Annotated in this window: 16 protein-coding genes and 1 pseudogene; 11 read left to right on the forward strand and 6 right to left on the reverse strand. The window is 70.3% G+C overall.

Annotated features, from left to right (window positions below; translation table 11 throughout):
- The first annotated feature begins 2 nt into the window (after nucleotides 1–2).
- Nucleotides 3–620 (forward strand): YdcF family protein, encoded by a 618-nt coding sequence (locus ACZ6S4_RS00985; protein ID WP_465472889.1) that lies wholly within the window; start codon nucleotides 3–5, stop codon nucleotides 618–620.
- A gap of 152 nt (nucleotides 621–772) precedes the next feature.
- On the opposite strand, the gene ACZ6S4_RS00990 is transcribed toward ACZ6S4_RS00985, so the two are convergent.
- Nucleotides 773–1,024, reverse strand: a complete 252-nt coding sequence (locus ACZ6S4_RS00990; RefSeq protein WP_465472890.1) for a barstar family protein — start codon at nucleotides 1,022–1,024, stop codon at nucleotides 773–775.
- 564 nt (nucleotides 1,025–1,588) lie between these two features.
- Between ACZ6S4_RS00990 and ACZ6S4_RS00995 the strand changes: the two genes are divergently transcribed.
- The gene (locus tag ACZ6S4_RS00995) at nucleotides 1,589–2,086 is read left to right on the forward strand and encodes an RNA polymerase sigma factor (protein WP_465472891.1); all 498 of its coding nucleotides are present in this window, start codon (nucleotides 1,589–1,591) and stop codon (nucleotides 2,084–2,086) included.
- Nucleotides 2,083–2,814, forward strand: a complete 732-nt coding sequence (locus tag ACZ6S4_RS01000) for an ANTAR domain-containing response regulator (protein ID WP_465472892.1) — start codon at nucleotides 2,083–2,085, stop codon at nucleotides 2,812–2,814. The genes ACZ6S4_RS00995 and ACZ6S4_RS01000 overlap by 4 nt, the downstream gene beginning before the upstream one ends.
- Before the next feature lie 172 nt (nucleotides 2,815–2,986).
- On the opposite strand, the gene ACZ6S4_RS01005 is transcribed toward ACZ6S4_RS01000, so the two are convergent.
- A complete protein-coding gene (locus tag ACZ6S4_RS01005; RefSeq protein WP_465472893.1) occupies nucleotides 2,987–3,526 on the reverse strand; it encodes a barstar family protein in 540 nt (179 codons plus the stop codon).
- Between ACZ6S4_RS01005 and ACZ6S4_RS01010 the strand changes: the two genes are divergently transcribed.
- Together ACZ6S4_RS01010 and ACZ6S4_RS01015 are read left to right on the forward strand one after the other, a co-directional pair.
- A complete protein-coding gene (locus ACZ6S4_RS01010) occupies nucleotides 3,513–4,133 on the forward strand; it encodes a GNAT family N-acetyltransferase (RefSeq protein WP_465472894.1) in 621 nt (206 codons plus the stop codon). The two genes, ACZ6S4_RS01005 and ACZ6S4_RS01010, sit on opposite strands and share 14 nt — an antisense overlap.
- A gap of 239 nt (nucleotides 4,134–4,372) precedes the next feature.
- On the forward strand, nucleotides 4,373–4,729 hold the full coding sequence (locus ACZ6S4_RS01015; protein WP_465472895.1) for a VOC family protein: 357 nt from the start codon (nucleotides 4,373–4,375) through the stop codon (nucleotides 4,727–4,729).
- A 132-nt stretch (nucleotides 4,730–4,861) separates the two neighbouring features.
- On the opposite strand, the pseudogene ACZ6S4_RS01020 reads toward ACZ6S4_RS01015, so the two are convergent.
- Nucleotides 4,862–6,062, reverse strand: a pseudogene (locus tag ACZ6S4_RS01020) (ROK family transcriptional regulator).
- Between the two features lie 152 nt (nucleotides 6,063–6,214).
- On the opposite strand from ACZ6S4_RS01020, the gene ACZ6S4_RS01025 reads away from it, so the two are divergent.
- Nucleotides 6,215–8,380, forward strand: a complete 2,166-nt coding sequence (locus ACZ6S4_RS01025) for an AfsR/SARP family transcriptional regulator (protein ID WP_465472896.1) — start codon at nucleotides 6,215–6,217, stop codon at nucleotides 8,378–8,380.
- A 16-nt stretch (nucleotides 8,381–8,396) separates the two neighbouring features.
- Here ACZ6S4_RS01025 and ACZ6S4_RS01030 read toward each other — a convergent pair whose 3' ends face one another.
- From ACZ6S4_RS01030 to ACZ6S4_RS01040, 3 genes are read right to left on the reverse strand one after another with little or no spacing between them, the layout of a single operon-like run.
- Nucleotides 8,397–14,435 (reverse strand): RHS repeat-associated core domain-containing protein, encoded by a 6,039-nt coding sequence (locus ACZ6S4_RS01030; RefSeq protein ID WP_465472897.1) that lies wholly within the window; start codon nucleotides 14,433–14,435, stop codon nucleotides 8,397–8,399.
- A gap of 27 nt (nucleotides 14,436–14,462) precedes the next feature.
- Complete coding sequence (locus tag ACZ6S4_RS01035; RefSeq protein WP_465472898.1) at nucleotides 14,463–15,785, reverse strand: glycoside hydrolase family 16 protein; 1,323 nt, start codon at nucleotides 15,783–15,785, stop codon at nucleotides 14,463–14,465.
- Nucleotides 15,782–17,203, reverse strand: coding sequence for a glycoside hydrolase family 16 protein (locus ACZ6S4_RS01040; protein ID WP_465472899.1), 1,422 nt, complete (start codon nucleotides 17,201–17,203; stop codon nucleotides 15,782–15,784). The genes ACZ6S4_RS01035 and ACZ6S4_RS01040 overlap by 4 nt, the downstream gene beginning before the upstream one ends.
- A gap of 189 nt (nucleotides 17,204–17,392) precedes the next feature.
- Between ACZ6S4_RS01040 and ACZ6S4_RS01045 the strand changes: the two genes are divergently transcribed.
- From ACZ6S4_RS01045 to ACZ6S4_RS01065, 5 genes are all read left to right on the forward strand, one after another.
- Entirely contained in the window at nucleotides 17,393–17,740 is a 348-nt protein-coding gene (locus ACZ6S4_RS01045; protein WP_465472900.1) for a PadR family transcriptional regulator, read from the forward strand.
- A 2-nt stretch (nucleotides 17,741–17,742) separates the two neighbouring features.
- Nucleotides 17,743–18,123 carry a DUF1048 domain-containing protein gene (locus tag ACZ6S4_RS01050; RefSeq protein ID WP_465472901.1) on the forward strand — a complete coding sequence of 127 codons (381 nt, stop codon included), beginning with the start codon at nucleotides 17,743–17,745 and terminating at the stop codon, nucleotides 18,121–18,123.
- The gene (locus tag ACZ6S4_RS01055; RefSeq protein ID WP_465472902.1) at nucleotides 18,120–18,935 is read left to right on the forward strand and encodes an ABC transporter ATP-binding protein; all 816 of its coding nucleotides are present in this window, start codon (nucleotides 18,120–18,122) and stop codon (nucleotides 18,933–18,935) included. Before ACZ6S4_RS01050 ends, ACZ6S4_RS01055 begins: the two co-directional genes overlap by 4 nt.
- Nucleotides 18,932–19,696, forward strand: a complete 765-nt coding sequence (locus ACZ6S4_RS01060) for an ABC transporter permease (protein WP_465472903.1) — start codon at nucleotides 18,932–18,934, stop codon at nucleotides 19,694–19,696. Before ACZ6S4_RS01055 ends, ACZ6S4_RS01060 begins: the two co-directional genes overlap by 4 nt.
- 211 nt (nucleotides 19,697–19,907) lie before the next feature.
- Nucleotides 19,908–20,951: a hypothetical protein gene (locus ACZ6S4_RS01065; protein ID WP_465472904.1), complete on the forward strand. Its 1,044-nt coding sequence runs from the start codon at nucleotides 19,908–19,910 to the stop codon at nucleotides 20,949–20,951.
- Nucleotides 20,952–21,157: the final 206 nt, after the last annotated feature.

Genomic DNA, 21,157 nt, shown 5'->3' on the forward strand with positions numbered 1-21,157 from the left:
GGATGGGTTTGGAGATCCTTCCCGGGACGGCGGAGCTGCGGGACGTCGCGCACGTCTTAGTGCCCGGCCGGGGTCGCGACGCAACCGGCTTCGGGCTGCCTGAGCAGGCACTTGACCGGCTCACCGTGGCCCGTCAACTCTTCGACGAGGTGGCCGGCCCGGCACGCGGGCGCGTCGTGTGCTCCGGCTACAAGACGCCGGTCGACCGTCGAGACGGGCTGCCCGAGGCGGAGATGATGAAAGCCGAGCTGGTCCGGCAGGGTGTGCCGGGCGAGTCCATCGCTGCAGAGTGCCGATCCATCGACACGGTAACGAACTTCCTTCGTACGGAAATCGAGGGTTTCTTCGGCGACGACCGGCCGGTCGCGATCGTCGCGCAGCAGCACCACCTGAACCGGATGATGACGATCATCGCGCCGCGCACCCTGCGCCGCGGCTACGTCGGCGTGGTCGTCCCGGAGCAGCGGCCCGGCCGAGAAAGCCCGCTGGTTACGCTGGTCAGCCGCATCATCTTGACCGGCCTGCCCGACGACCCGGAGCCGAGAATCGAGACGGCGGAACGGCGGGCCCGGCACATCTGGCGCGCCGCACAGATCCTCGGCAAGCGCTCCTACTTCTGAGCCCGCTCAGGAGGCCACGATCGCCCCCAGCCTCGGCGTTCTGATACTCGGGCCGGCCACCTACAGGCCCCTCATGCGAACGAGACAGGCGAGCGTCAGCCGGTGCCGCGCTTTATCGGCGGCATGAGAGTGCGTTGACCAGTGCTGGGACGCTACCCGAGTTCGTACGTGAAGCGATCGGCCCGTTTGAAGGCAGCGTCCTGTTCGACGGTCTTCTGGAGAATCCGTTCGATGCGGTCAAACGCCAGCGGGCCCATCGCGGCGCGGCTGGTGCCGGATGCTGCCCAATGCAGGTGGACAGGCCGCTCAACGTCGGCACTCAGCCGATCCCACAACGCGTCCAGGTTCGCGCCGTAGTAGGGGCCGAATTCAAGCAAAGGTCGCCAGCGCGCGGCGCAAGTCACGCTCGGACTTTACCCGGTTGCCATCAAGGACTACTCGCACCCGAGGATGCTATCGGCCACGCGAGCGGCTCCTGCCCACGGTCACACGCTGTCGGCGGCAGATGAGTGTGGCGCTCAGCCACTTGTCCGTTTCGGACGTCCACGTATCTCGCGCACGCTGAGCGTCGTGGCTGGTCGCAGGCTGCGAAGCTCGCCGGTCTGATCCTGGATGCGGGATAGGCGTGAGCGGCGACGGCCGTGCTGGCGGCTGGTGGTGAGCCGGCACGCGCGGCCGGCGGCAGGGATGTTGCGCGGCGCTGTGGCGGGTGATCTCGCGCTGGGTCTGCTGGGCATCCTCCGCTTGGCTTACGTCGCGACTGCGAGATACCGCCGGTTGGACCGACGTTTCACGATCATGAGTTCGTCTCCCTCTCCGTTGTCGACGGCACCTGGACAGGGAATGGAGAATCATGGCGGAGGCGACGATGCTTGTGGTGGCCGCGGTCTGCGGTCTCGCCGGCGCGGTGATTGAGTTGGCGACCGTCATCTACGCAGCGAGGCGGTCTGCCGATCAGGAGCGTACGCGTGAGTGAACCACCTGGATTCCGTGCCTTCTATGACGCCGAGTTCACCCGTGTGCTGCTCTTCCTCCGCAAGCAGGGTGCCACTTGGGAGGAGAGTTGGGACGCGGCCCAGGAGGCGTTCCTTGAGGCGGTGCGGCACTGGAAGGCGATCGACTCGCCGCGCGCCTGGGTCCGCGTAACGTCGTTGCGCTACCACGTTCACCAGTGCGAACGCCGTGTGGGCGAATGGCAGCGCGCGATTTCCTCGCCGGCGTGGCTCCCGCGGCCAGCGTTCCAGGAGATGCGCCTCAAGGACGAGGAGGAACTGGTGCTCGACGCGCTCGCCGCATTGTCACCACGGCAGCGTGAGGTGATGGCCTGGTGCTACGACGGTTACGAGCCGAAGGAGATCGCGAACCTCACCGGGCTATCCGTCGACGCCGTACGATCGAATCTGTACCAGGCGCGACAGACTCTGAAGCGCAGACTCGCCACCAAGGGGGGAGGTGGCTCGTCATGAACGACGACGAGCTCGACGCCCTGCTCCGCCGAGCGGATGAGTCCATCCAGGCGAGTATCGCCGATGTCATCGATCTCGCGGATGGTCGGCGTCAATTGTTCGCCGGGTACGGGACCGACACGCGGGCGGGCGCCGAGCGCAGGCGGGTTCTCATCGCCGAGGACGAGGCGCTGGTCCGGCTCAACCTCGCCGAAATGCTCGTCGAAGCCGGCTACGACGTCGTCGGTGAGGCCGGTGACGGCGAGACTGCGGTGCGGCTGGCGGAGGACCTCGCACCCGACCTGGTCATCCTCGACATCAAGATGCCGATCATGGATGGATTGGCTGCGGCCGAGCGGATCGCCACGGCAAGGATCGCGCCGGTAGTGATCCTGACCGCGTTCTCCCAGCGGGAGATCGTAGAGCGGGCTCGGGCGGCCGGCGCGATGGCATATCTCGTGAAGCCGTTTCAGAAGTCCGACCTGCTGCCGGCGATCGAGATCGCGTTGTCTCGGTTCTCGGAGATGGCCGCGTTGGAGTTCGAGGTAGAGGCGCTGGTAGACCGGCTGGAAACCCGCAAGTCGGTGGAACGGGCCAAGGGCGAACTGATGACGAAGTACCAAATGACCGAACCGGAGGCGTTCAAGTGGATGCAGCGGACCGCGATGGACCACCGGATCACCATGCGCGAAGTGGCCGAGCGGATATTCGCCGACCAGAACGCTGGGACTGACTCATCCCAGCAGTGATGCAGCATTCCGTGAGTCACAATCTCCAAGGTCGGGTTCCGCCGACGCCGAGCTGTCGTGACGCACTCTTCTCGGCACGAGCGGACGCTCGGTCGACCCGATCGGCGTGACACGGCGTGACGCCGTCCACCCGCCGGCGCACGCTCGGCGGCATGTGAGTGGGACACCGCCGCTACTGCCACCACACCTTGAACCCGCCGATCTTTCCAAGGTCTACAGCTTGGCCCTCGGCGTGCAGAAGCGTTAAGAGCCGATAGCCGCGCATCAAGTGCTCACGTGAAACTTGCGCGATCACGTCGATCGCACCGGCCGCCCATCGGGCATCGGCTTCGAAGAACCGGTCAAAGTCCCGCAGGGCAAGGACCCACCCGGTCACCCCGGCGAAGTCGATGTAGCGGAGCGTGTCACAGAACGCATCGAGGTTCTTGGCCGACCATCCGCAGTAGCGCATCGAGACCTGGCTGAGCAGGTCTGTCAGAAACGGGGCCGGCTGATAGTGCGCATCAGCCGGTGCCGGATGCGACTGGGCGCCGACGGGTCGGGCTGATGACGTCCGGCCCGACACCTCCGCGACACCATAACCACGATCGCGCAAGTCACGGATAGCGCCGTCGAACGCCTTCGCCGCCTGGAATGCGCCCACGCCGCCGTCGTGGAGCACCTCCCAGTCGATGCGCCCTCGTTCCTCTTCTTCCTCCGTGAAGACCGCCATGCCCGTACTATCCACCACCCTCTGGCCAAGCCGTGCAGGGGCGTTCGGTGTTGCCGATAGTCGGTTGCAGTGCGTCGGTGTGGCTCTTAACGTCGGCGCATCGACCGAAGGGATCAACAACATGGACGTGCCCGTACGCCGCCTCAATCCGGACGATTGGCAAGCGTGGCGCACGGCCAGACTGGCCGCACTTGCCGAGGCCCCGTACGCCTTCGCCTCCTCGCTCGAGAAGGAACGGAGCTACCACGAGAAGGACTGGCGCGACTGGCTCGATCCGAGCAAGGGGCTGAAGGTGGTGGCCGGCGACACCGCAGGGATGGTGGGCGCCTGGATCCCCGAAGATCGGAACGGGGCGGTTGAGCTGTACAGCATGTGGACAGCTCCGGAATGGCGCCGGCGCGGTGTGGGTGGTCTACTCATCGGCGAAGTCTTGACGTGGGCGCGGGAGAACCGCCACAAGCGGGTTGATCTCTGGGTGGCGGAAGGCAACATCGCGGCGAAGCACTTGTACTTGCGTCACGGATTTCGCGGCACCGATGAATACCAACCGCATCCCAACGATGCTCAAATCGTGGAGCGGGTCATGACACGAAACCTGAATTACTAGCACCCGTGCCCTCGGCTCAACGATCGGCATTATCGGGTGCACTCTCATCGGCAGTTGCGGATTCTGGGCAGTCAGCATGGCACCGCCGCCTGCGCGAAGCTGTCGCCGAGCAGGCGTACAGGACGGTGAGACTCCGACGGGCGTCGACGTTGGAGCCCGATGTCGCTACGGTGGGCGTCGACGCCTCGGGCGGAGTATTGGAGGTTGAACTTCGGCAACCGGCGGGTATGACGTACCTCATGATCGGACGTTACGAGCATGTGGTGATTGATTGCCCCGACCCCCGAGCGCTGGCCAGCTTCTACACGCAGTTGCTCGGCATGCAGGTAGAGCGGGAGGACGACGAATGGGTTGTGATCAGGGACGGCGCAGATCGTCACCGTGTGGCCTTCCAGCGCGTGCCAGACTTCAGAGAACCGCAATGGCCTGATCCTGAACGTCCCCAGCAGTTCCACATTGATGTGATGGTTGAGGACATCGAACAGGCCGAGGCAGAAGCTCTCAAGATCGGCGCATCTCGGTTGCCGCATCAGGGTCCGGATTATCGAGTATACGCGGACCCGGTCGGTCACCCGTTCTGTCTTTGCTGGGCATAGGGCCCCAGAATTATTCACGCCACTCCGGTCACGCTCTTCGAACTTGCTGCACGGCCGGCTCAGCGGAAGATGGGCCCGCTCTCCTACATCTCGGTCGGACGCCCTCATCTCCGGCGCGATGCGCCGCGCCGGTCAGGGCGAATCGACAAGGATGGACGAATTACCGTCCAGGCCCAGCACCTTCTGGTGCACCATGTCCAGGCCGGAAAGCAACGCTCCGTGCAGCACGGGACGGTACGCACCGCCGTGGTCACCACCTTGGGCACGACCGGGACCATACGGGCAACCGCCAGTTCCACTGGTCGGGCCAGGGTCTCGCCGCCGGCTCGACCCACGTCGCCGGCGAGGTTTACCAGTGCCGGGTCGAGCACGGCGCTGGGTCCGCCGATGCCCAGGGCCACCCGCCGGGCCAGTTCCTCGAGAACCGGCGCCCCGTCCGGGCCCATCGCCGAGGCCCGGCGTACGGCATCGGCGGCGCTGCCGGCGTCACGCGCGATCTTCAGGACGTTCGCGGCGCCCACCAGCAATTGGAACGAGCCACCCAGGGAGCCGTCCCTCGTGGTGGTCATCTCCACGGGCGCCCCGGGCACGGGCAGGAACCCCAGCTCACCGGCGGCACCGGTGGCACCGCGACAGAGGACACCGTCCATCACCAGGGCCAGGCCGATCCCACGGCCAGGGAGACCAGCAGATAGTTCGCGACGCCGGCGGCCGCGTCCAGCCGCGCCTCGGCGAGCGCGGCAGCGTTCGCGTCGTTCTCGAACGCCACCGGCCGGCCCAGGCGGGCACATAGGGTATGCAGGAGAACCGCAGGTCGCGCGTGACCGGGTCGACCAGGCCGGGAACACCGACGACGATCTGCCGGGCCCGGTCCAGCGGCACGCCGGCTTCCTCGACAGTGGTCTGCACGGCGAGGCAGACCACCGCGACCGGATCGTCCGGAACGACCTCGAGCTCGACACGGCCCGCGACGCGCCCGGTCATGTCCACAGTCGCGGCCACGATCCGGTCAGGGCCGACCTCGAGGCCTACGGCGTAGCAGACGTCCGGGACCAGGGAATAGGTCACGGCGTTGGGGCCGCGCGAGCCGTCGGTGGTGCCCACGCTCGTCACCAGGCCGCGTGCCTCCAGCCTCTCGATCAGGCTCGAAGCGGTGACCTTGGACAGGCCGGTGAGCTGCGCGATCCGGGCGCGCGTCACGGTCCCCCTCGGCGAGCAGCGCCCGGAGTGCGGCCTGCTCGTTGAGTGCACGGAGCAGACCGGGGCGGCCCGGACCGTCTTGGCGACCCGGCGCCGGCGATCGCCGGCGAGACGTCGTTGGGCAGTGACGGATCGACGATCCGGCCAGGTCAGGCGTGGCAGGAACCTGCCGTCCAGCCGGGCCTGGGCGGTGCGCATGTCATGGTCGCTTACAGGTCGCCGGCGGTCGCGGCGATTGGCGGTTGTGTGCCCCGTCACGAGCCGACAGAGTGCGAAGAAGGCCGAATGTATACAGTGGACGCGAAGCTCTCCCTGCGCTTTCGTCTGCTGGGCCGTCTCGAACTGCGCCGCCCTGGCGGTGAGCTCGTCACGGTGGGCCGCCGCAAGCAACGCGCGCTGCTGGCCGTGCTGCTGCTGCGGGCCGGCCGCATGGTGCGCACCACCGAGCTGATCGAGGCGTTGTGGGGTGCGGACCCTCCCGCGTCGGCGCGCGCCAACCTGCATTCGTACGTCTCGGCTCTGCGCCGCGCACTCGATGCGGCCGGCGGGGCCGGCGGCCGGCGGCTCACGCGGGCCACAAGCGGCTACCGGCTCGATGTCGCCGAAGGTGACTGTGACGTGATGCTCTTCGCCGCTCTGGCCGCCGAGGGCCGCCGCGCTCTTCAGGACGACCGGCCGGTGCGGGCCGCCGACCGGCTCGGCCAGGCGCTCGCCCTGTGGCGCGGCCCGCCGATGGAGGACCTGAGCGAGCTGGAGTGGTTCGCCGCGGAAGCGGCCCGGATGGCCGAGGCCCGCCTGACCGCGCTGGAGGACCACGCCCAGGCACGCCTGGCACTCGGCGAACACGCCGCGCTGGCCACCAACCTGGCGGCTGCCGTCGCCGAGCATCCGCTGCGGGAACGCCTCTGGGGCCACTATCTGCGGGCACTGCACGGCAGCGGGGCCCGGGCGCGGGCGCTGGCCGCATACGCCTCTCTGCAGGCAACGCTGCGCACCGAGTTGGGTGTCGCCCCCGGACACGAGCTTCAGGAGCTTCATCGGCGCATGCTGTCCGACGATCCTGCCGAGCAGGCCCGGGTCCCGGTGTCCCGCGTCGTGCCCGCGCACCTACCGCCCGCCGTCGCCGACTTCACCGGCCGTGAGGAAGAACTGCGGCAGCTGCACAAGGTGCTGTCGCCGGGCACCGAGCCGACCGCACTCACCGTCGCCGGCATCACCGGCATGGCCGGCGTCGGGAAGACCACGCTCGCCGTCCGCCTCGCGCACGGCATCGCACCGGCTTACCCCGACGGGCAGATGTACGCCGATCTGGCCGGCACCGGCCCATCCCCGCACACCGCCACCGAGGTCCTCGGCCGGTTCCTGCGCGCCCTCGGCGTGCCGGGTTCCGCGGTGCCGCTGGATCCCGCCGAGCGCGGCGAGCTGTATCGCAGCATGCTGGCCGGGCGCCGGGTGCTCGTGGTGCTCGACAACGCGGGATCCGAGCAGCAGGTCCAGGCGCTGCTGCCGGGCACCGCCGGGTGCGCCGTGTTGCTCACCAGCCGCCGGTGGCTGCCCGGCATCGCGGGTGTCCGCTGGACCCGGCTCGACGTGCTGCGCGGCGACGAGGGCGTCCGGTTGCTGGCCCGGATCCTGCCCGACACCCGGGTCGACCGCGACCCGGACGCCGCCGCGGACGTGGTCCGGCTCTGCGACGGCCTGCCGCTGGCGGTGCGCATCGCGGGCGCGCGGCTGACATCGCGTCCGCAGTGGACGCTGTCGCACCTGGTCGGGCTGCTGCGCGACGAGCAGGGCCGGCTCGACCGGCTGCACATCGGCGACCTTCAGGTACGCGCGTCGCTGACCTTGAGCTACGACGCTCTGGCGCCCTCGGCCCGCCGGCTGTTCCGGCTGCTCGGCGTGTTCGACGTGCCGGACTTCCCGGCCTGGCTGGCCGGCCTGCTGTCGGAGCCGGGTCAGGACGACCTCGACACCCTCGTCGACACGCATCTGCTGACGCCGGTGGGGATCGACGTCGCCGGGCAGGCGCGGTACCGCTTCCATGATCTGGTGCGGCTGTTCGCGCAGGGCCGGGCCCGGGCGGAGGAGACGCCGGAAGCGTTCCGGAACGCCCTCGGACGGGGCATGGGCGGGTGGCTCGCGATCGCGGAGCGGCTGTCGGACGGGTTGCCCGGGCCGTGCTTCGCCGCGGTCCCCGGCCGTAAGCCCCGGCCGGACGTCGATCATGTACTTGCCGACCTGAGCGATGACCCACTCGCCTGGTTCGACGCGGAGCAGGCGGCGGTGCAGGCGCTGATCCGGCAGGCGGGCGAGGCCGGCGACGACGAGGCGGCGTTCGACCTGGTGCAGCGGATGGAGAAGTACTTCGACGTACGCGGCCGCCGGCGACCCGACGTCGTGATGAGACGTCGGGTCGCCGGTCGAGCACATCAGGGCCTAAGGCCTGCCTGATGCCGTGAGCTGGGCGTCAGCGCCGCAGGGGCGGGCGGTACACCTTGTTCGACTTCTTCTTGACGTACTTCGGCCGGGACTTGTTCGACCGTCGGGCCCCTCGCTTCCCCTGCGCCACGTCGCTCACCAGGGTCAGGCTCACCGCCCGCAGCATGAGCTTGTAGCGCAGGTTCTTCTTGGTGAATTGCTTCTTGACGTAGTTCTTGGCCTTGGTCGCCTGGCGGGCCACGAAGCGCTTGACCTTGGGAGCCTGGCGGCGCACGAAGCGCACGACCTTGGGTGCCTGGCGGGCCACGAAGCGAGCGCCGCGGGCGATGTACTTGCAGAACCTCAGGCACGCCACGATCAGCGGGATCCAGAAGGCCCGCCCGTCCAGGTCGAGCTTGTTGACCGGGTCACCGATGACGTAGTCGTAGGCGTTGGCCGATCCGCCCTCGACCGGGTCGACCGTCAGGAAGCGGCCCAGTCCCGGCGCGTAGACCCGCGCACCCATCAGCACGGTGTCGTCGAGCGTGTCGCTGGAACGCTGCTTCGCGCCCAGCCATCCGTACCGCTCGCGGCTCTGGCCGGCGGCCGGCAGGCCGTACTCGTCGTAGTCGAACAGCTCGGGCGTGGTGAGGTCGGTGTTCACGGTGGCGACGACGCTGCCCGACAGGCCGGCCAGCTGAAGCTCCACCTGACCATCACCGGCGATGGTGGCCAGGTCGCCGTCCGGCCCGGAGATCAGCCGGGTGGTGACCGCGCCCGGTTCGCCGATCCAGGCCGGTTCGTCGCCGTCGGCGCCGTAGTGGTTGACGCTGGTGCCGGTCGCCTGCCACGTGCCGTCGACACGCTTGTCCGTGGCGGTGGCCCGCACGCGCATCGCCGGGTCCAGCGTCCAGCGCTTGCGGTCGTCGCCGAGAGTCTGGGCCGCCACCATGTCGTTGACGTGGTGGTCGAGCTTCAGTCCGCTCGCCGTGGTGAGAGTCCGCCCGAGCTCGTCATAGGTGTAACCCGCGTCGACCAACCGGTCGGCCGAGTCCACCGTGTGGGTCACCGTCTCCGCCGTACCCTCACCGGTGCAGTTGTCCCAGGTCCGCTTGGCCGTCCGGTTCGTACGGTCGTCATAGGTGTAGCCACGCGTCGTGCACCCCCCCGTCGGGTCCTGCTGCCGGGTCCGCAACAACCGCCCGGCCCCGTCGTACGCGTACGCCTTGAACCCACCTGTGTACGTGTGCGACGTCCACTGCGACCGCGAGTTCTCCACGACCGTCTCGGCGTACACCGCCGCCCCGTCCGGCCGGGTGTAGGAACGCCCCACCGGGTTGAACGACGCGTCCAGCGTGTCCCGCCGGACCAGACCGCCGGGGTACGTCTGCTCCACGAGCTGCCCGTCCGGGCTGTACCGGGCGGTGAACGTGCCCGCCCCTGAGTCGTACAGCGAGGTGAGCAGGTCGCGCGGTTCGATGCTGCGGTCGTACGCGAAGGTCCGCTCCCCCGACGGGTCGGTGACCTTGACGATCCGGCCGTGCCGGTCGTGCTGGGTCCGGGTCACCGCCCCGTCCGCGTCGACGTAGGTCAGCGGCCGTCCGAGGGTGTCCTGCTCGTCGAGGATCACCGCGTCCGCCGTCCGGGTGCGCAGCTCCTCGCCGGTGTTCGGGTCGTACTCGGTGGTGACCGTCGGCACCGCCTTCGTGCCGTCGTCACCGGTGACCGACTCCGACCGCACCCGCCCGTCGGCCTCGTACGTCGTGGTGGTGCGGCGGGTCGTGCCGCCCGCGGTCTCGGTCACGACCGACTCCCCGCCGAAGCGGTGGTAGCCCTCGATCCGCGTGACCGGCAGCACGCTGCTCATCCGGTCCGGGTCGTGCCCGGTGACCGTGCCCGCGGCCCGGCGGGTGCACAGCCTGCCCGCCCACTGCGGCTTGTTGCCGCACGCCGCATCGGCCTCGTTGGCGCCGGCCGTGTAGTAGACGTTGCGCTTGGTCCGCACGTCGTCGCCGGTCGCCCCGACACCCCAGGTGCCGGTCAGCCGGCCGGTCTCGTCGAAGGCGCTGTACGTGGTCAGCGCCAGCCCGCCCGCGTCGTCCACGTTCTTGGTGGCCTTGCGCAGCTTCCAGCCCGACGTGCCGCCCTTCTCCGCGCCGTACCCGGTCCGGTCGACCGTCACGTCCGCGTCCGGCCGCCCCGGCGTGATCTGCGCGCCCTGTCGTGATGTCGTCAGCAGGTGGTAGGTCGCCCCGTCCGGCTTGCCCTCGTCATACGTGTTGACGGTGTGCGCCCGGGCCACCACCTGCGTGCCGGCCGCCAGCGTCGGCCGGGCCCCGGTCGGGTCCCGCAGCTCCTCGGCCAGTGCCATCACGGTGACCGGGCCCAGCGTCTCCAGCTCGTCGACGCCGTCGGCGCTGTACCGGGTGGTCGTCGACAGCAGCCGGGCCCGCTCGCCGGTGTCGGCCGGCAGGTTCAGCTCCCCGGCCCCGGCCAGCTCACCGAGGGCCACCATCCGGTTCGTCGACTCCAGCGAGCGGACCACGTTGCCGAACCGGTCGTGTTCGGTGGTGTCGATGTGCCCGCCCGGTGTCGCCTCGTTGACCTGCTGGCCCGAGGCGTTCAGGTAGTGCACCGTGGCGAAGCGGTACCCGTCCGACGGTGAGTCCTGCGTACCGAACACCGCGGTGGCATCCGTGGGCAGCTCCGCCTGCGCCCACCGGGCGACCGAGGCCCGGTCCATGTCGTGCGGCCCGCCGGCCGCCCGGGTCAGCGGCACGTCGTAGACGACGCTGACCGTCGTCTCCCCGTCCACCTGGTCCCGCGATCCCGGCACCAGCGCCGGCCGGCGCACCCGCAGCAGACGGCCCTGGTTCGGGTCTGCCGCCGAGCCGCCACCGTAGTCGAACCGGTACGGCTGAAGCCCCGGCGGCGTGAGCGTGGTCAGCCGTCCGTCCCCGTCGTACTCGTAGGTCTTCTTCAGCGCCGGGCTGACCCGCGGGTCCCAGGCCTCGCGCAGCCGCCCCTGTGCGTCGTAGCGGTACCGCGCGATGTCGGTCGCGACCATCGCCGTGCCGTCGAAGTTCCACAACTTCACCGCCCGGACCCGGTCGGCCACGTCGCCCGGTGCCGACGCCGTGGCGGTCGTCGCGGTGGCGTAGTCGAACTCCAGAACGTCGCAGCCGACCGCGGGAGTGGTGGCAGCGCAGTCGCCGACGCCCGGCGCGGCCGGGTTGATCACCCGTTTGATCAGCGCACGGCCGTTGCCGACGGTGTAGACCGTCCGCGACGTGGAATTCGCGTCCGGCGTCCAGGTGGCGCTGACCGCCAGCACGTCGCCCTGCCGGGTGAACTCGGCGACCGTGCCGTCGGTCTCGGTCAGCCGGTACGCGTCATCGGTCACCCGGGCCAGCGTCAGCCCCTCCTGGCCCGGCTCCGGCGTGAACGTCCCGTCGGCGTGCTGCGAGAACGTGATCCAGCTGCCGTCCAGCAGGCTCACCTTGGCCAGGTTCTTCTCCGGGAACGCCAGCGTCGTCCAGTCGACGTCCGACTCGCCGTCCGCGGTGCCGCCGCGCCACTGCGGGCCGAACGGCGCCACGATCTCGGTGACGGAGAGGTCGTCGAAGAACACCTGCTTGCCGGAGCCGGTCGCGAACCCGTTGTACAACCGCACGAACGCCTCGGTCGCATCCGCGGGCACGCTCACGTCGACCGACAGTTCCTGCCACCCGTCGACGTAGGCCGCCGGCGCGCTCGGCACCGCCTGATAGCCGCCGCCCGGCGTCCGCACCCACGGCACCAGCCGCAGCCCGTGCGCCCCCGCCGGGTTCAGCCCCGTCGCCGCGGGCACGAAGATCCAACCCGTGATCCGGTACGCCCGGCCGGCCTGCATCCCGAGCCGCAGCCCACCGGTGTCGCCGCCCACGTCGGCGTAGGTGTCGGTGCTGCTGCCGCTCGACGCCGGCGTCACCAGCAGCGAGTCGCCGCTGTCGTGCCCGCGCGCGGTGCTGCGGGCGATCGTCGCCGACCGGCCGGTGAACCCGGCAACATCGGTGCCGACCTGGCGCTGGTTGACGCTGAGCCGCTCCCCCTGCGGCACCCAGCCGTCCCGGGGCTCCCGCGACGAGGCGGTCCGGCTGACGGTCAGCCCCGCGTCGTCGGTGTCCGTCTCGGTGACCGTGTGGTCGCCGGTCAGCAGGTTCACCGATCCCGGACCGATCTCGGAGTCGGCCGCTCCGTCGCCGTTCGGGTCGACCGTGACCCGCACCCAGGCCGTGTCGTAGCTGTTCCCGGTATCGGTGACCATGCGCGCCCGGACCTCGACCACGCCGCCGACCGCCCCGAGGGTGTCCCGCGCGTTCCACACCGCATATCCGCCCAGCCCGGCCAAGGGCTGCGGCGCGGTCACCGGCCCGTCCGCCGCGGTGCGCAGATTGACCAGCGGAATATCCGCCTCCGGGGCACCCGGCCCGCGCCGGTACCGGAAGGTGGCCTTGGTGTAGCCCGGCTCACCGGTCACCGCGATCCGCATCCGCTTGACCGCGACGGCCCCCGGCTGCGGCTCGATCAGGCCCGCCCGCCCGACGTTGAACCGGTAGGTGTGCGGCGCGGACAGGTTCCCCGCCTGGTCCTTGGCGCGCACCGTGAGGGTCCGCGCCCCTTCCTGGGTGGGCGTGATGCTCACCGTGGCGGCGCCGGTGGCGGCCAGCGTCGTGGAGGTGGTGTCGGTGTCCAGCGAGTACACGAACGCGACCAGATCGGTGGTGCCGGATGCGGGAGTGAAGGTGAACAATCCGGGCTGCCCCACACCGCCGCGCCACTGGTCGTCGGCCGGATACTGCGGCGAGGACACGAACGGCACACCGGGCGCGCCGCCGTCCGCGGTGAACTCGCACCACGGACCCCACGGCCCCGCACCGGCGTCACTGTCCCCGCGGGCACGCCACGCATAGGCGACGCCCTCGGCGAGCCGGCCCTGCGGCACGGTGGCCGCGAACATCGACCCGGACGCGCCCGGCTCGGTGGTGAGCTCCCCGGCCCCCGTACCGTCGGTCTTCTGCCAGGCGAACCGGGCCCGCACCGGCGCGCCGGCCGTGCCGGTCACCGTGGCGCGCAGGGTCGGCGTCAGCGACGCGATGGCCGGCCGTGACGCGCCGGTGAGGCAGGCGGTGGTGGGCACGGTCGACGGCGCGGACACCGACGGCACCGTGCCGTAAGTGACGGTCAGGGTGGGGTCGTTGGCGAACTCGCGGTGGTACGTGGGGTCGTTCTCGGACGCCGCCGGGGTGCGCAGCCCGAACGAGACCGACGTCCACTTCTGCCCCACCGCGAACTGCACCGCCCGGGTGACGTCCACCGGCACCGGCCCGGCCGCGCAGGCGCCGGAAACGGTCGCGACCAGCGGGTCGAACCCGCCGTAGTTGTTGGTCCAGACCACGTTCGCCGGGTTCTCCTGGTACGCCCACGTCCACGACGACGTCATCCAGTTGGTCCGGTACACCTCGAACGGCCGCGTGTCGCAGCCGGCCGTCGAGGTCTGCCGCAGGTTCCAGGTGGCGGCGACGACCTGCTGGCCGGCCAGGCCGTCGAGGCTGAGGTTGAAGAACGAGCGGCGCCGGTTCGTACCGCTGTTGGGGCTGCCGATCTCGGCGTCCTGCGATCCGTTGTAGACCGAGGTGTTCGGCGTCGCCGAATCGACCATGCTCCACGAGTGCCGGCTCTGCTGCGCGGCGCGCGCACGCGTGGACCCGGCCGCGCGCAGAGACTGCTCGCGGGTGAACGTGCCGGCCGGGTTCGCGAACACCCGCACCGACCCGGTGGTCTGCGCGGCGACGGCGACGCGCTTGCCGCAGAGCCGGGCGGCGACCATCGCCGACACCGGATCGGGCCGGTTCGCGGGACACACCGGCGCGGGCGGAGGCGGCGGCGGTGCGGCCGCGGCCGGCTCGGCGATGACTCCTTGCAGGCCTTCGGCCGCAAGGATCAGGACCAGGAGAAGAGCGAGCCGTCGTACGAATGAGCTGTACCGCTCGTTGACGTACGACCAGATGCGGGTCTCGGACGTGGGCGGCGTTTCACGGTCGGACACAGCGGGCCTCCGGAGTAACGGTGCCGATCAGGCGTACAGGCGGATCCAGTCGATCTCCAGCGCGGCCGGGCGAAGCCCGTCGTCGCCGGTGGTGTTCTCCAGTTGGGCGATGAGGGCGCCGGACGGCATGGCCTGCACGTTCAGGCGCCCCCCGGGGCCGGCGCCATCGGCGACGCGGAACCACTCGGCGCCGTCGACGTAGCCGGCCAGGCCGGCGGCCGTCCACTCGAACGCGTAGTGGTGCCATTCGGTCACGTCGACCGGGCAGCGCTCCCGGTACACGACGTCGCCGGTGGGGCTGGCCGGGTACCGCAGCAACGCGCCCAGGCAGGTGGTCTCGGGGTTGGCGTACTCGACCCAGCCGTAGTCGCCGTCGGTGGCCACGTTGCCGGACGACGGGCTCACGGCGTGCCGGACCCGGTAGGTGGCACCGGAGTCGCCGGCGTTGCGGGAACGGGCGCGGATCTCCCAGCGGCCGTACCGGCGGTCGGTGCGGTGCCGGATCCACCCGGTGTCGCCGTTCTCCTCGCCGGAGAGCGTCAGCACACCGCCGGAGACGGACGCGTTCTTCGCGCAGCGGCGGCCGTTTCCACCGGGGCCGGCCGCACAGCCGGAGGTACCGCCTTCGTCGCCGGTGGGCAGCTGCCAGCGCTGCGTGTCGACGGCACCGGAGACGTCGAACTCGTCCGAGCCCGACAGGGCGGCGCCCCAGTCGTGACGCAGGGCCGCGGTGGTGGGCTGCTCCGGCGCCGGGGTGGTCGGGGTGGGCGCCGGGGTGGCCGGGCCCGCGACCGCGCCGGGACGGTAGTCGCAGGCCGTGGCCAGCAGCGTGGCGCCGGTCGTGGTGAACTCGGCGTCGGCGAGCACGTTGGCCCGGGCCGCCCCGGCGGGTGCGGTGAACTCCTCGGCCACCCGGATCCACCCGGCCCCGCCCGGCAGCGTGGTCCAGGCGCCGTTGACGTGCCCCAGGTAACCGCTGTTGTCGCCCTCAGGGGTGGAGTACCAGTCCACCTCCACGCGGGCGCGGCCGGCCTGGGTCGTCTGCACGTCGTACGCGAGAGTCCACCGTTCCCCCGCCCGCACCGGCTGCTGCGGCAGGTAGAAGGAGGGGTTGAGCACCGCCGACGAGCGTTGCGCGAAGGCGGACCGCGCGGCGGCGTGATCGGTGATCGCCTGCCGGACCGGAGCCGGGCCGCGGATCGCGCCCCACTCGGCCAGGCTCTTGTTCAGCACCGGGTTGTTGCAGGTCGACACGTTGCTGCCGGTGGTGACGTTGTTCGCCACCGCCAGGCCGAGCGCCGGCAGGGCGGCGAGTACGGCGATCGCGGAGGTCCATCCCCGGCGGCTCATTGCGAGACGCCCGCGATGGCGTAGACCCGGGCGAAGTCGATCTCGAACACCGCGGGTTGCAGGTCGGCGCCGAAGAAGTTGTCGAGCTGGATGGTCTGGCGCATCCGGCCCGGCGCGCACTGCACGCAGTCGCGGTTGTAGCTGAACCACTCGACCCCGTCGATATAGCCCTTGAGGTGCTGCGGTGTCCACTCGAAGCCGAAGTTGTGCCACCTGGTCAGGTCGACGCCGCACTTCGACGCGTGCTCCTGCCGGCGCGGCTCGTGGTTCGGGTAGTGCAGGAACGCCCCGGCGCAGTCCTCACCCGGCGCGCTGTTCTCCAGGTAGTCGTACTCGGCGCCCTCCGGCCACGGGTGGTCCTTGGGCCAGGTGATCAGCACCGGGTGGTACTGGCGGCTGCTGTTGGCGCTGCTCGTCGCCTGGGAGCGGGCGCGGACCTCCCAGCGGCCGTACCTCTGGGCCACTTTGCTGCCCAGCCAGCCGGTGTCGCCGGTGGCCTCGCCGGTCATCCGGGCGATCCCGCCGAGCACCCGGGTGTTCTTGTCACAGCGCCGCCCGTTGCCGACGTGGCCCTTGCCGCAGCCGCCGACACCTCCGCCGGCCAGGCTCCACTTCGTCTGATCGGGCACCGCCGGGTCGGCGGCGCTGCCGTAATCGAACTCGTCGGAGGCCGGCAGTGGTGCCCCCCACCCGAACCGTCCGGCCGCCGTGTCCCCCTCGGCCGGCGGCTCGGTCGTTGGTGGGGTGGTCGTAGGTGGGGTGGTCGTCGGCGGGGTGGTCGTCGGCGGGGTTGTCGTGGACGGGGTGGTCGTGGGTTGTTCCGGACCACCCGCCGGGCGGTAGTCACAGGCCGTCGACGTCCAGGTCATCCCGGCCGGCGCGGTCAGCTGGGCCGTCACGTTCGCGCGCGCCGCGTTCGCCGGGACCGTGAAGTCCCCGGCCACCCGGGTCCACCGCTCCTCGGCGCTGACCGGCACCGGCACCGGCGTGCCCTCGGTGTGACCCAGATAATCCCCCGCCGCCGTGTACCAGTCGACCTGCATGGCGACCGTGGTCGCGGCCGCCGCGCCGCTGACCCAGGTGTCCATCGCGAACGTCCAGCGCTCGCCCGGCGACACCCCCTTCTGCGGCAGGTACAGCTCCGGGTTCACGCCGTTGCTGCCCGGCTGGGCGAACGCGAAGTCCGCCACCACGTGCCCGGCGACCGCGACCCGCGACGGTGCCGCGCCGGTGCCGTGCCGGCCCCAGCCGGTCAGGTCCCGGTCCAGCACCGGATTGCCGCAGGTGTTGACCACCGTTCCGGTCCCGTCGCCGGTCGTCTGCCGGACCGCGGCCGTTGCGGCGATGCCGCCTGCCGTCATACCGACCATCACCGCCGCAAGGGCGGCAAAACCCGTACGCCACCTCGGAATATTCACGACTGTCCTCCCCGCGGATGCATGCCGCGCAGAGTGTCTCGGCAGTCGCTACACGCCGGCCTACACGCCCGCGTATAGCGGGGGCGGTGGCCGCCTGAAGTCCTTGGTATTCAGCATTGCTAGGTACCGGTACCTAGTGTTACTGTCTACCGGTAGTCAGTGACACTGAATAGGCGAGGAGGACATCCCGTGAGCAACCAGATGACGGAGCTGCTGAAGGGCACGCTCGAGGGCATCGTCCTGGCGATCCTGGCCCGCAAATCCGCGTACGGCTACGAGATCACCGCGTGGCTGCGCGACCAGGGTTTCTCAGACATCGCCGAAGGCACCATCTACGCCCTGCTCGTCCGCGTCGAGCAGCGCGGATTGGTGGACGTGGAGAAGGTGCCCTCCGAGAAAGGGCCCCCGCGGAAGGTGTACTCGCTCAACGCCAAGGGCCGAGACCAGCTCACCGAGTTCTGGCGGACCTGGACCGTCCTCGCGGAACGCATCGAACAACTGCGCCACACCGACAACCACCACGACGAAGGAGCATGAGCATGGCCGCGAAGTGGATCGAGACGCTCGTCGGGTCGCTCGAGCAGAAGAAGCAGTACAAGCAGCACATGGCCCGGATCGAGGCTCTGCCGGAGCCCTATCGCACCGCGGCCAAGGCACTTCATCGGTACTTCATGTACCAGGGCGGAATCCTGGACGGCGACACGCTGATCACGATGTTCGGCGACTTCGCCGACCTCTGGGAGCGTGCGGTCGCCGACGGCACCCCGGTCCGCGCGATCGTCGGCGACGACCCGGTCGAATTCGCCGAGACGTTCCTGCAGGCGTACTCCGGCAAGCAGTGGATAGACAAGGAACGCGAGCGCCTCCGGACCGCGATCGACGCCGCCGCCGGTGACAACGGCGAGGAGAAGAGCGCATGACCACCACGACGCGCGAACCCGCGATCAGGGTGCGGGCCATCACGAAGTCCTACAAGGACCTCGAAGTGCTGCGGGGCGTCGACTTCGACGTGGCCGCGGGGAGCATCTTCGCTCTGCTCGGCTCGAACGGCGCCGGGAAGACCACGCTGGTACGGATCCTGTCGACGCTGCTGAAGGCCAACACCGGCACCGCGACCGTGCACGGCTTCGACGTCTCCTCGGCTCCGGCCGACGTACGCGGATCGATCAGCCTGACCGGCCAGTTCGCCGCAGTCGATGAAGTGCTCACCGGCCGGGAGAACCTCGTACTGGTCGCGAAGCTCCGCCACCTGAAGAACCCCGGGACGATCGCCGACGAGATGCTCGCCCGCTTCTCGCTCACCGATGCCGGCCACCGCCGGGCGGCGACGTACTCGGGCGGCATGCGCCGGCGACTCGACATCGCGATGAGCCTGATCGGCAACCCGCCGATCGTCTTCCTCGACGAGCCGACCACCGGGCTCGACCCGCAGGCCCGCATCGAGGTGTGGCAGACGGTCAAGCAGCTCGCCGAGGGCGGCACGACCATCCTGCTGACCACGCAGTACCTCGACGAGGCCGAGCAACTCGCCGACCGCATCGCGATCCTGCACAAAGGCACGATCATCCAGAACGGCACCCTCGCCGAACTGAAGCAGCTGCTGCCGTCCGCCAAGGTCGAGTACGTCGAGAAGCAGCCGACCCTCGAGGACGTCTTCCTCACCCTTGTCGGCGACACGGGTGACTCCGACACCGCCGGCCACACCGTGTCCGCAGGAGAGGAATCCCGATGACCACCCACGTCCTCAGCGACACCGGAACCCTGACCGGCCGCTCACTGCGTCACATCCTCCGCAGCCCGGACACCATCATCACCACGGCGGTCACCCCGGTCGCGCTGATGCTGCTGTTCGTGTACGTGCTGGGCGGCGCCATCAACACCGGTTCCGACGAGTCGTACATCAACTACATGCTCCCCGGCATCCTGCTCATCACGATCGCATCCGGCATCGCCTACACCGCGTACCGCCTCTTCCTGGACATGCAGGGCGGCATCTTCGAGCGCTTCCAGTCGATGCCGATCCCACGACCCTCCGTACTGTGGGCGCATGTCCTGACCTCGCTCGTCGCCAACCTGGTCTCGATCGCGATCGTCACCGGCGTCGCGCTGATCATGGGGTTCCGCACCGGCGCCTCCGTGGTCGACTGGCTCGCGGTCGCCGGCATCCTGATCCTGTTCACCCTCGCCCTCACCTGGATCGCCGTGATCGCGGGACTGTCCGCCAAGACCATCGACGGCGCGAGCGGATTCAGCTACCCGCTGATCTTCCTACCGTTCATCAGCTCAGCCTTCGTCCCCACCGACTCGATGCCCGCCCCGGTCGCCTGGTTCGCCGAGAACCAGCCAGTGACGTCCATCGTGGACACCGTCCGCCTGCTGTTCGCCCAGCAACCCGTCGGCAACGACATCTGGATCGCCCTCGCGTGGTGCGCCGGCATCCTCGTGATCGCCTACGCCTCGGCGACAGCGATCTACCGCAAGAAGATCAGCTAGCGACCGCACGACGACAGCGCCGCATCCGAATGGACGCGGCGCCATCGTCATCTCGCGCCACGGGTCGGCTCTCTTGACCCCGGCCTCGGCGACGGCCCGGCCGGCACGCTGTAGGCCGCCGCCATCCTTCGATTTCGTGGAGCGAGCCGACGGGTGGATCATCCCTGCAACGATTCGGCTCGAAACGGCGTCTGTGGGTGTGGAGGTAGGTATGGATCCGATCGCGGAGACCCGGCGCCGGCGGCGGATCGGCCTGTCCGTGGTGTTGCTCCTGGTGGCCGGCGTCGGCGTACCGATCTCGGTGGTGCAGCTGCGCGACCCCGTCGCGGGTCCGGTCGCGGAGCTCCCCGCGGGTCCCGCGGGCCCACGCCTGGTCACCGCCTACGCGGCCGGCCAGAAGTGGTACGTGATCGATCCGGCGGCGGGGCGGTACCGGCAGGTGGACGGCGGCGCCGTCGCCTCGGTGTCGCCGGATCTGCGGCTCTACACCGACGTGGCCACGCGGGACGGGGTCACGAGCCTGTTGCGGATCACGCCGACCTCGGGCGTCGGTCCGGACAAGTACCACGAGATCGCCGGTGACGCGGTCATCCCGGTGTGGTCGCCGGACGGCAACTGGCTGGCGCTGCCGGTGTTCGAAACCCCGACCGACGGCCTGAAGTCCGAGCACGGCTTCACCGAGCTCGTCCTCGTCGACGTGCGCGCAGGCACGATGCAACGCCGGAAGCTCCGGATCGGCGACCGGTACGGGCACTGGGCGAGCTGGGCCGGCGACGACACCCTGCTGGTCGGCACGGACGGGGCGGGCGCCGAGGAGCAGGCGGGCGTGGCCGTGGTGCACCGGGACGGCAGGATGCTCAGCTGGCACCCCCTGCCGGCCGGCGATCCCTGCGAGACACTGCCGCGCACGGCCCCGCCCAGCAACGGCGGCAAGGTGCTGAGCTGCACGCAGGACGGGTCGGACCAGATATTCCGGGTCTTCGACCCGCGGCGCGCAACGACCGGGCCCGAGCTCGGCCGGATCCCGCTGTCGCCGGACCGGCGCGCTGAGCCCGTGTTCTGGCAGGGCGACGACGCCCTGGTGGTGCGGCTGTTCGACCTGGTCGGCGACGCGGACTTCGCCGACGTGCGGGTCGCGCGACTGTCCACCGGCCAGATCGAGGCGGCGCCGCGGGGCTTGCCCGAGGCGCCGGATCAGGCGTTGGTGGGCTCGTCGGACGGCCTGTCCGCGGCCGGCGCGAAGTTCACCTTCTAGTGCGCTGAGCCGGCGATGGCCGGGACGGACCAGGGGGCGGGGGGGGGGGGGGGGGGGCGAGGCCGGCCGCGGGCGGGGGGCCCGGCCCGGTGTAGACAGCGGCGGGTCACAGGAAGCGAACACAAGCGGCAGCGGGGGGTGTGGGGGTGGGTGTGGAGGTGTCGGGGGGGGGGGGGGGGGAGGTCGCCCGGGGGGGGGGGGGGGGG

Source organism: Actinoplanes sp. NPDC051405 (assembly GCF_055586185.1).

Coding starts and splice junctions, on each gene's coding strand:
- ACZ6S4_RS01065 (WP_465472904.1), top strand. CDS start 19,908: ATGGATCCGATCGCGGAGACCCGGCGCCGGCGGCGGATCGGCCTGTCC.
- ACZ6S4_RS01060 (WP_465472903.1), top strand. CDS start 18,932: ATGACCACCCACGTCCTCAGCGACACCGGAACCCTGACCGGCCGCTCA.
- ACZ6S4_RS01005 (WP_465472893.1), bottom strand. CDS start 3,526: ATGGCGGTCTTCACGGAGGAAGAAGAGGAACGAGGGCGCATCGACTGG.
- ACZ6S4_RS01015 (WP_465472895.1), top strand. CDS start 4,373: ATGATCGGACGTTACGAGCATGTGGTGATTGATTGCCCCGACCCCCGA.
- ACZ6S4_RS01035 (WP_465472898.1), bottom strand. CDS start 15,785: ATGAGCCGCCGGGGATGGACCTCCGCGATCGCCGTACTCGCCGCCCTG.
- ACZ6S4_RS01000 (WP_465472892.1), top strand. CDS start 2,083: ATGAACGACGACGAGCTCGACGCCCTGCTCCGCCGAGCGGATGAGTCC.
- ACZ6S4_RS01025 (WP_465472896.1), top strand. CDS start 6,215: ATGTATACAGTGGACGCGAAGCTCTCCCTGCGCTTTCGTCTGCTGGGC.
- ACZ6S4_RS01055 (WP_465472902.1), top strand. CDS start 18,120: ATGACCACCACGACGCGCGAACCCGCGATCAGGGTGCGGGCCATCACG.
- ACZ6S4_RS01050 (WP_465472901.1), top strand. CDS start 17,743: ATGGCCGCGAAGTGGATCGAGACGCTCGTCGGGTCGCTCGAGCAGAAG.
- ACZ6S4_RS00985 (WP_465472889.1), top strand. CDS start 3: ATGGGTTTGGAGATCCTTCCCGGGACGGCGGAGCTGCGGGACGTCGCG.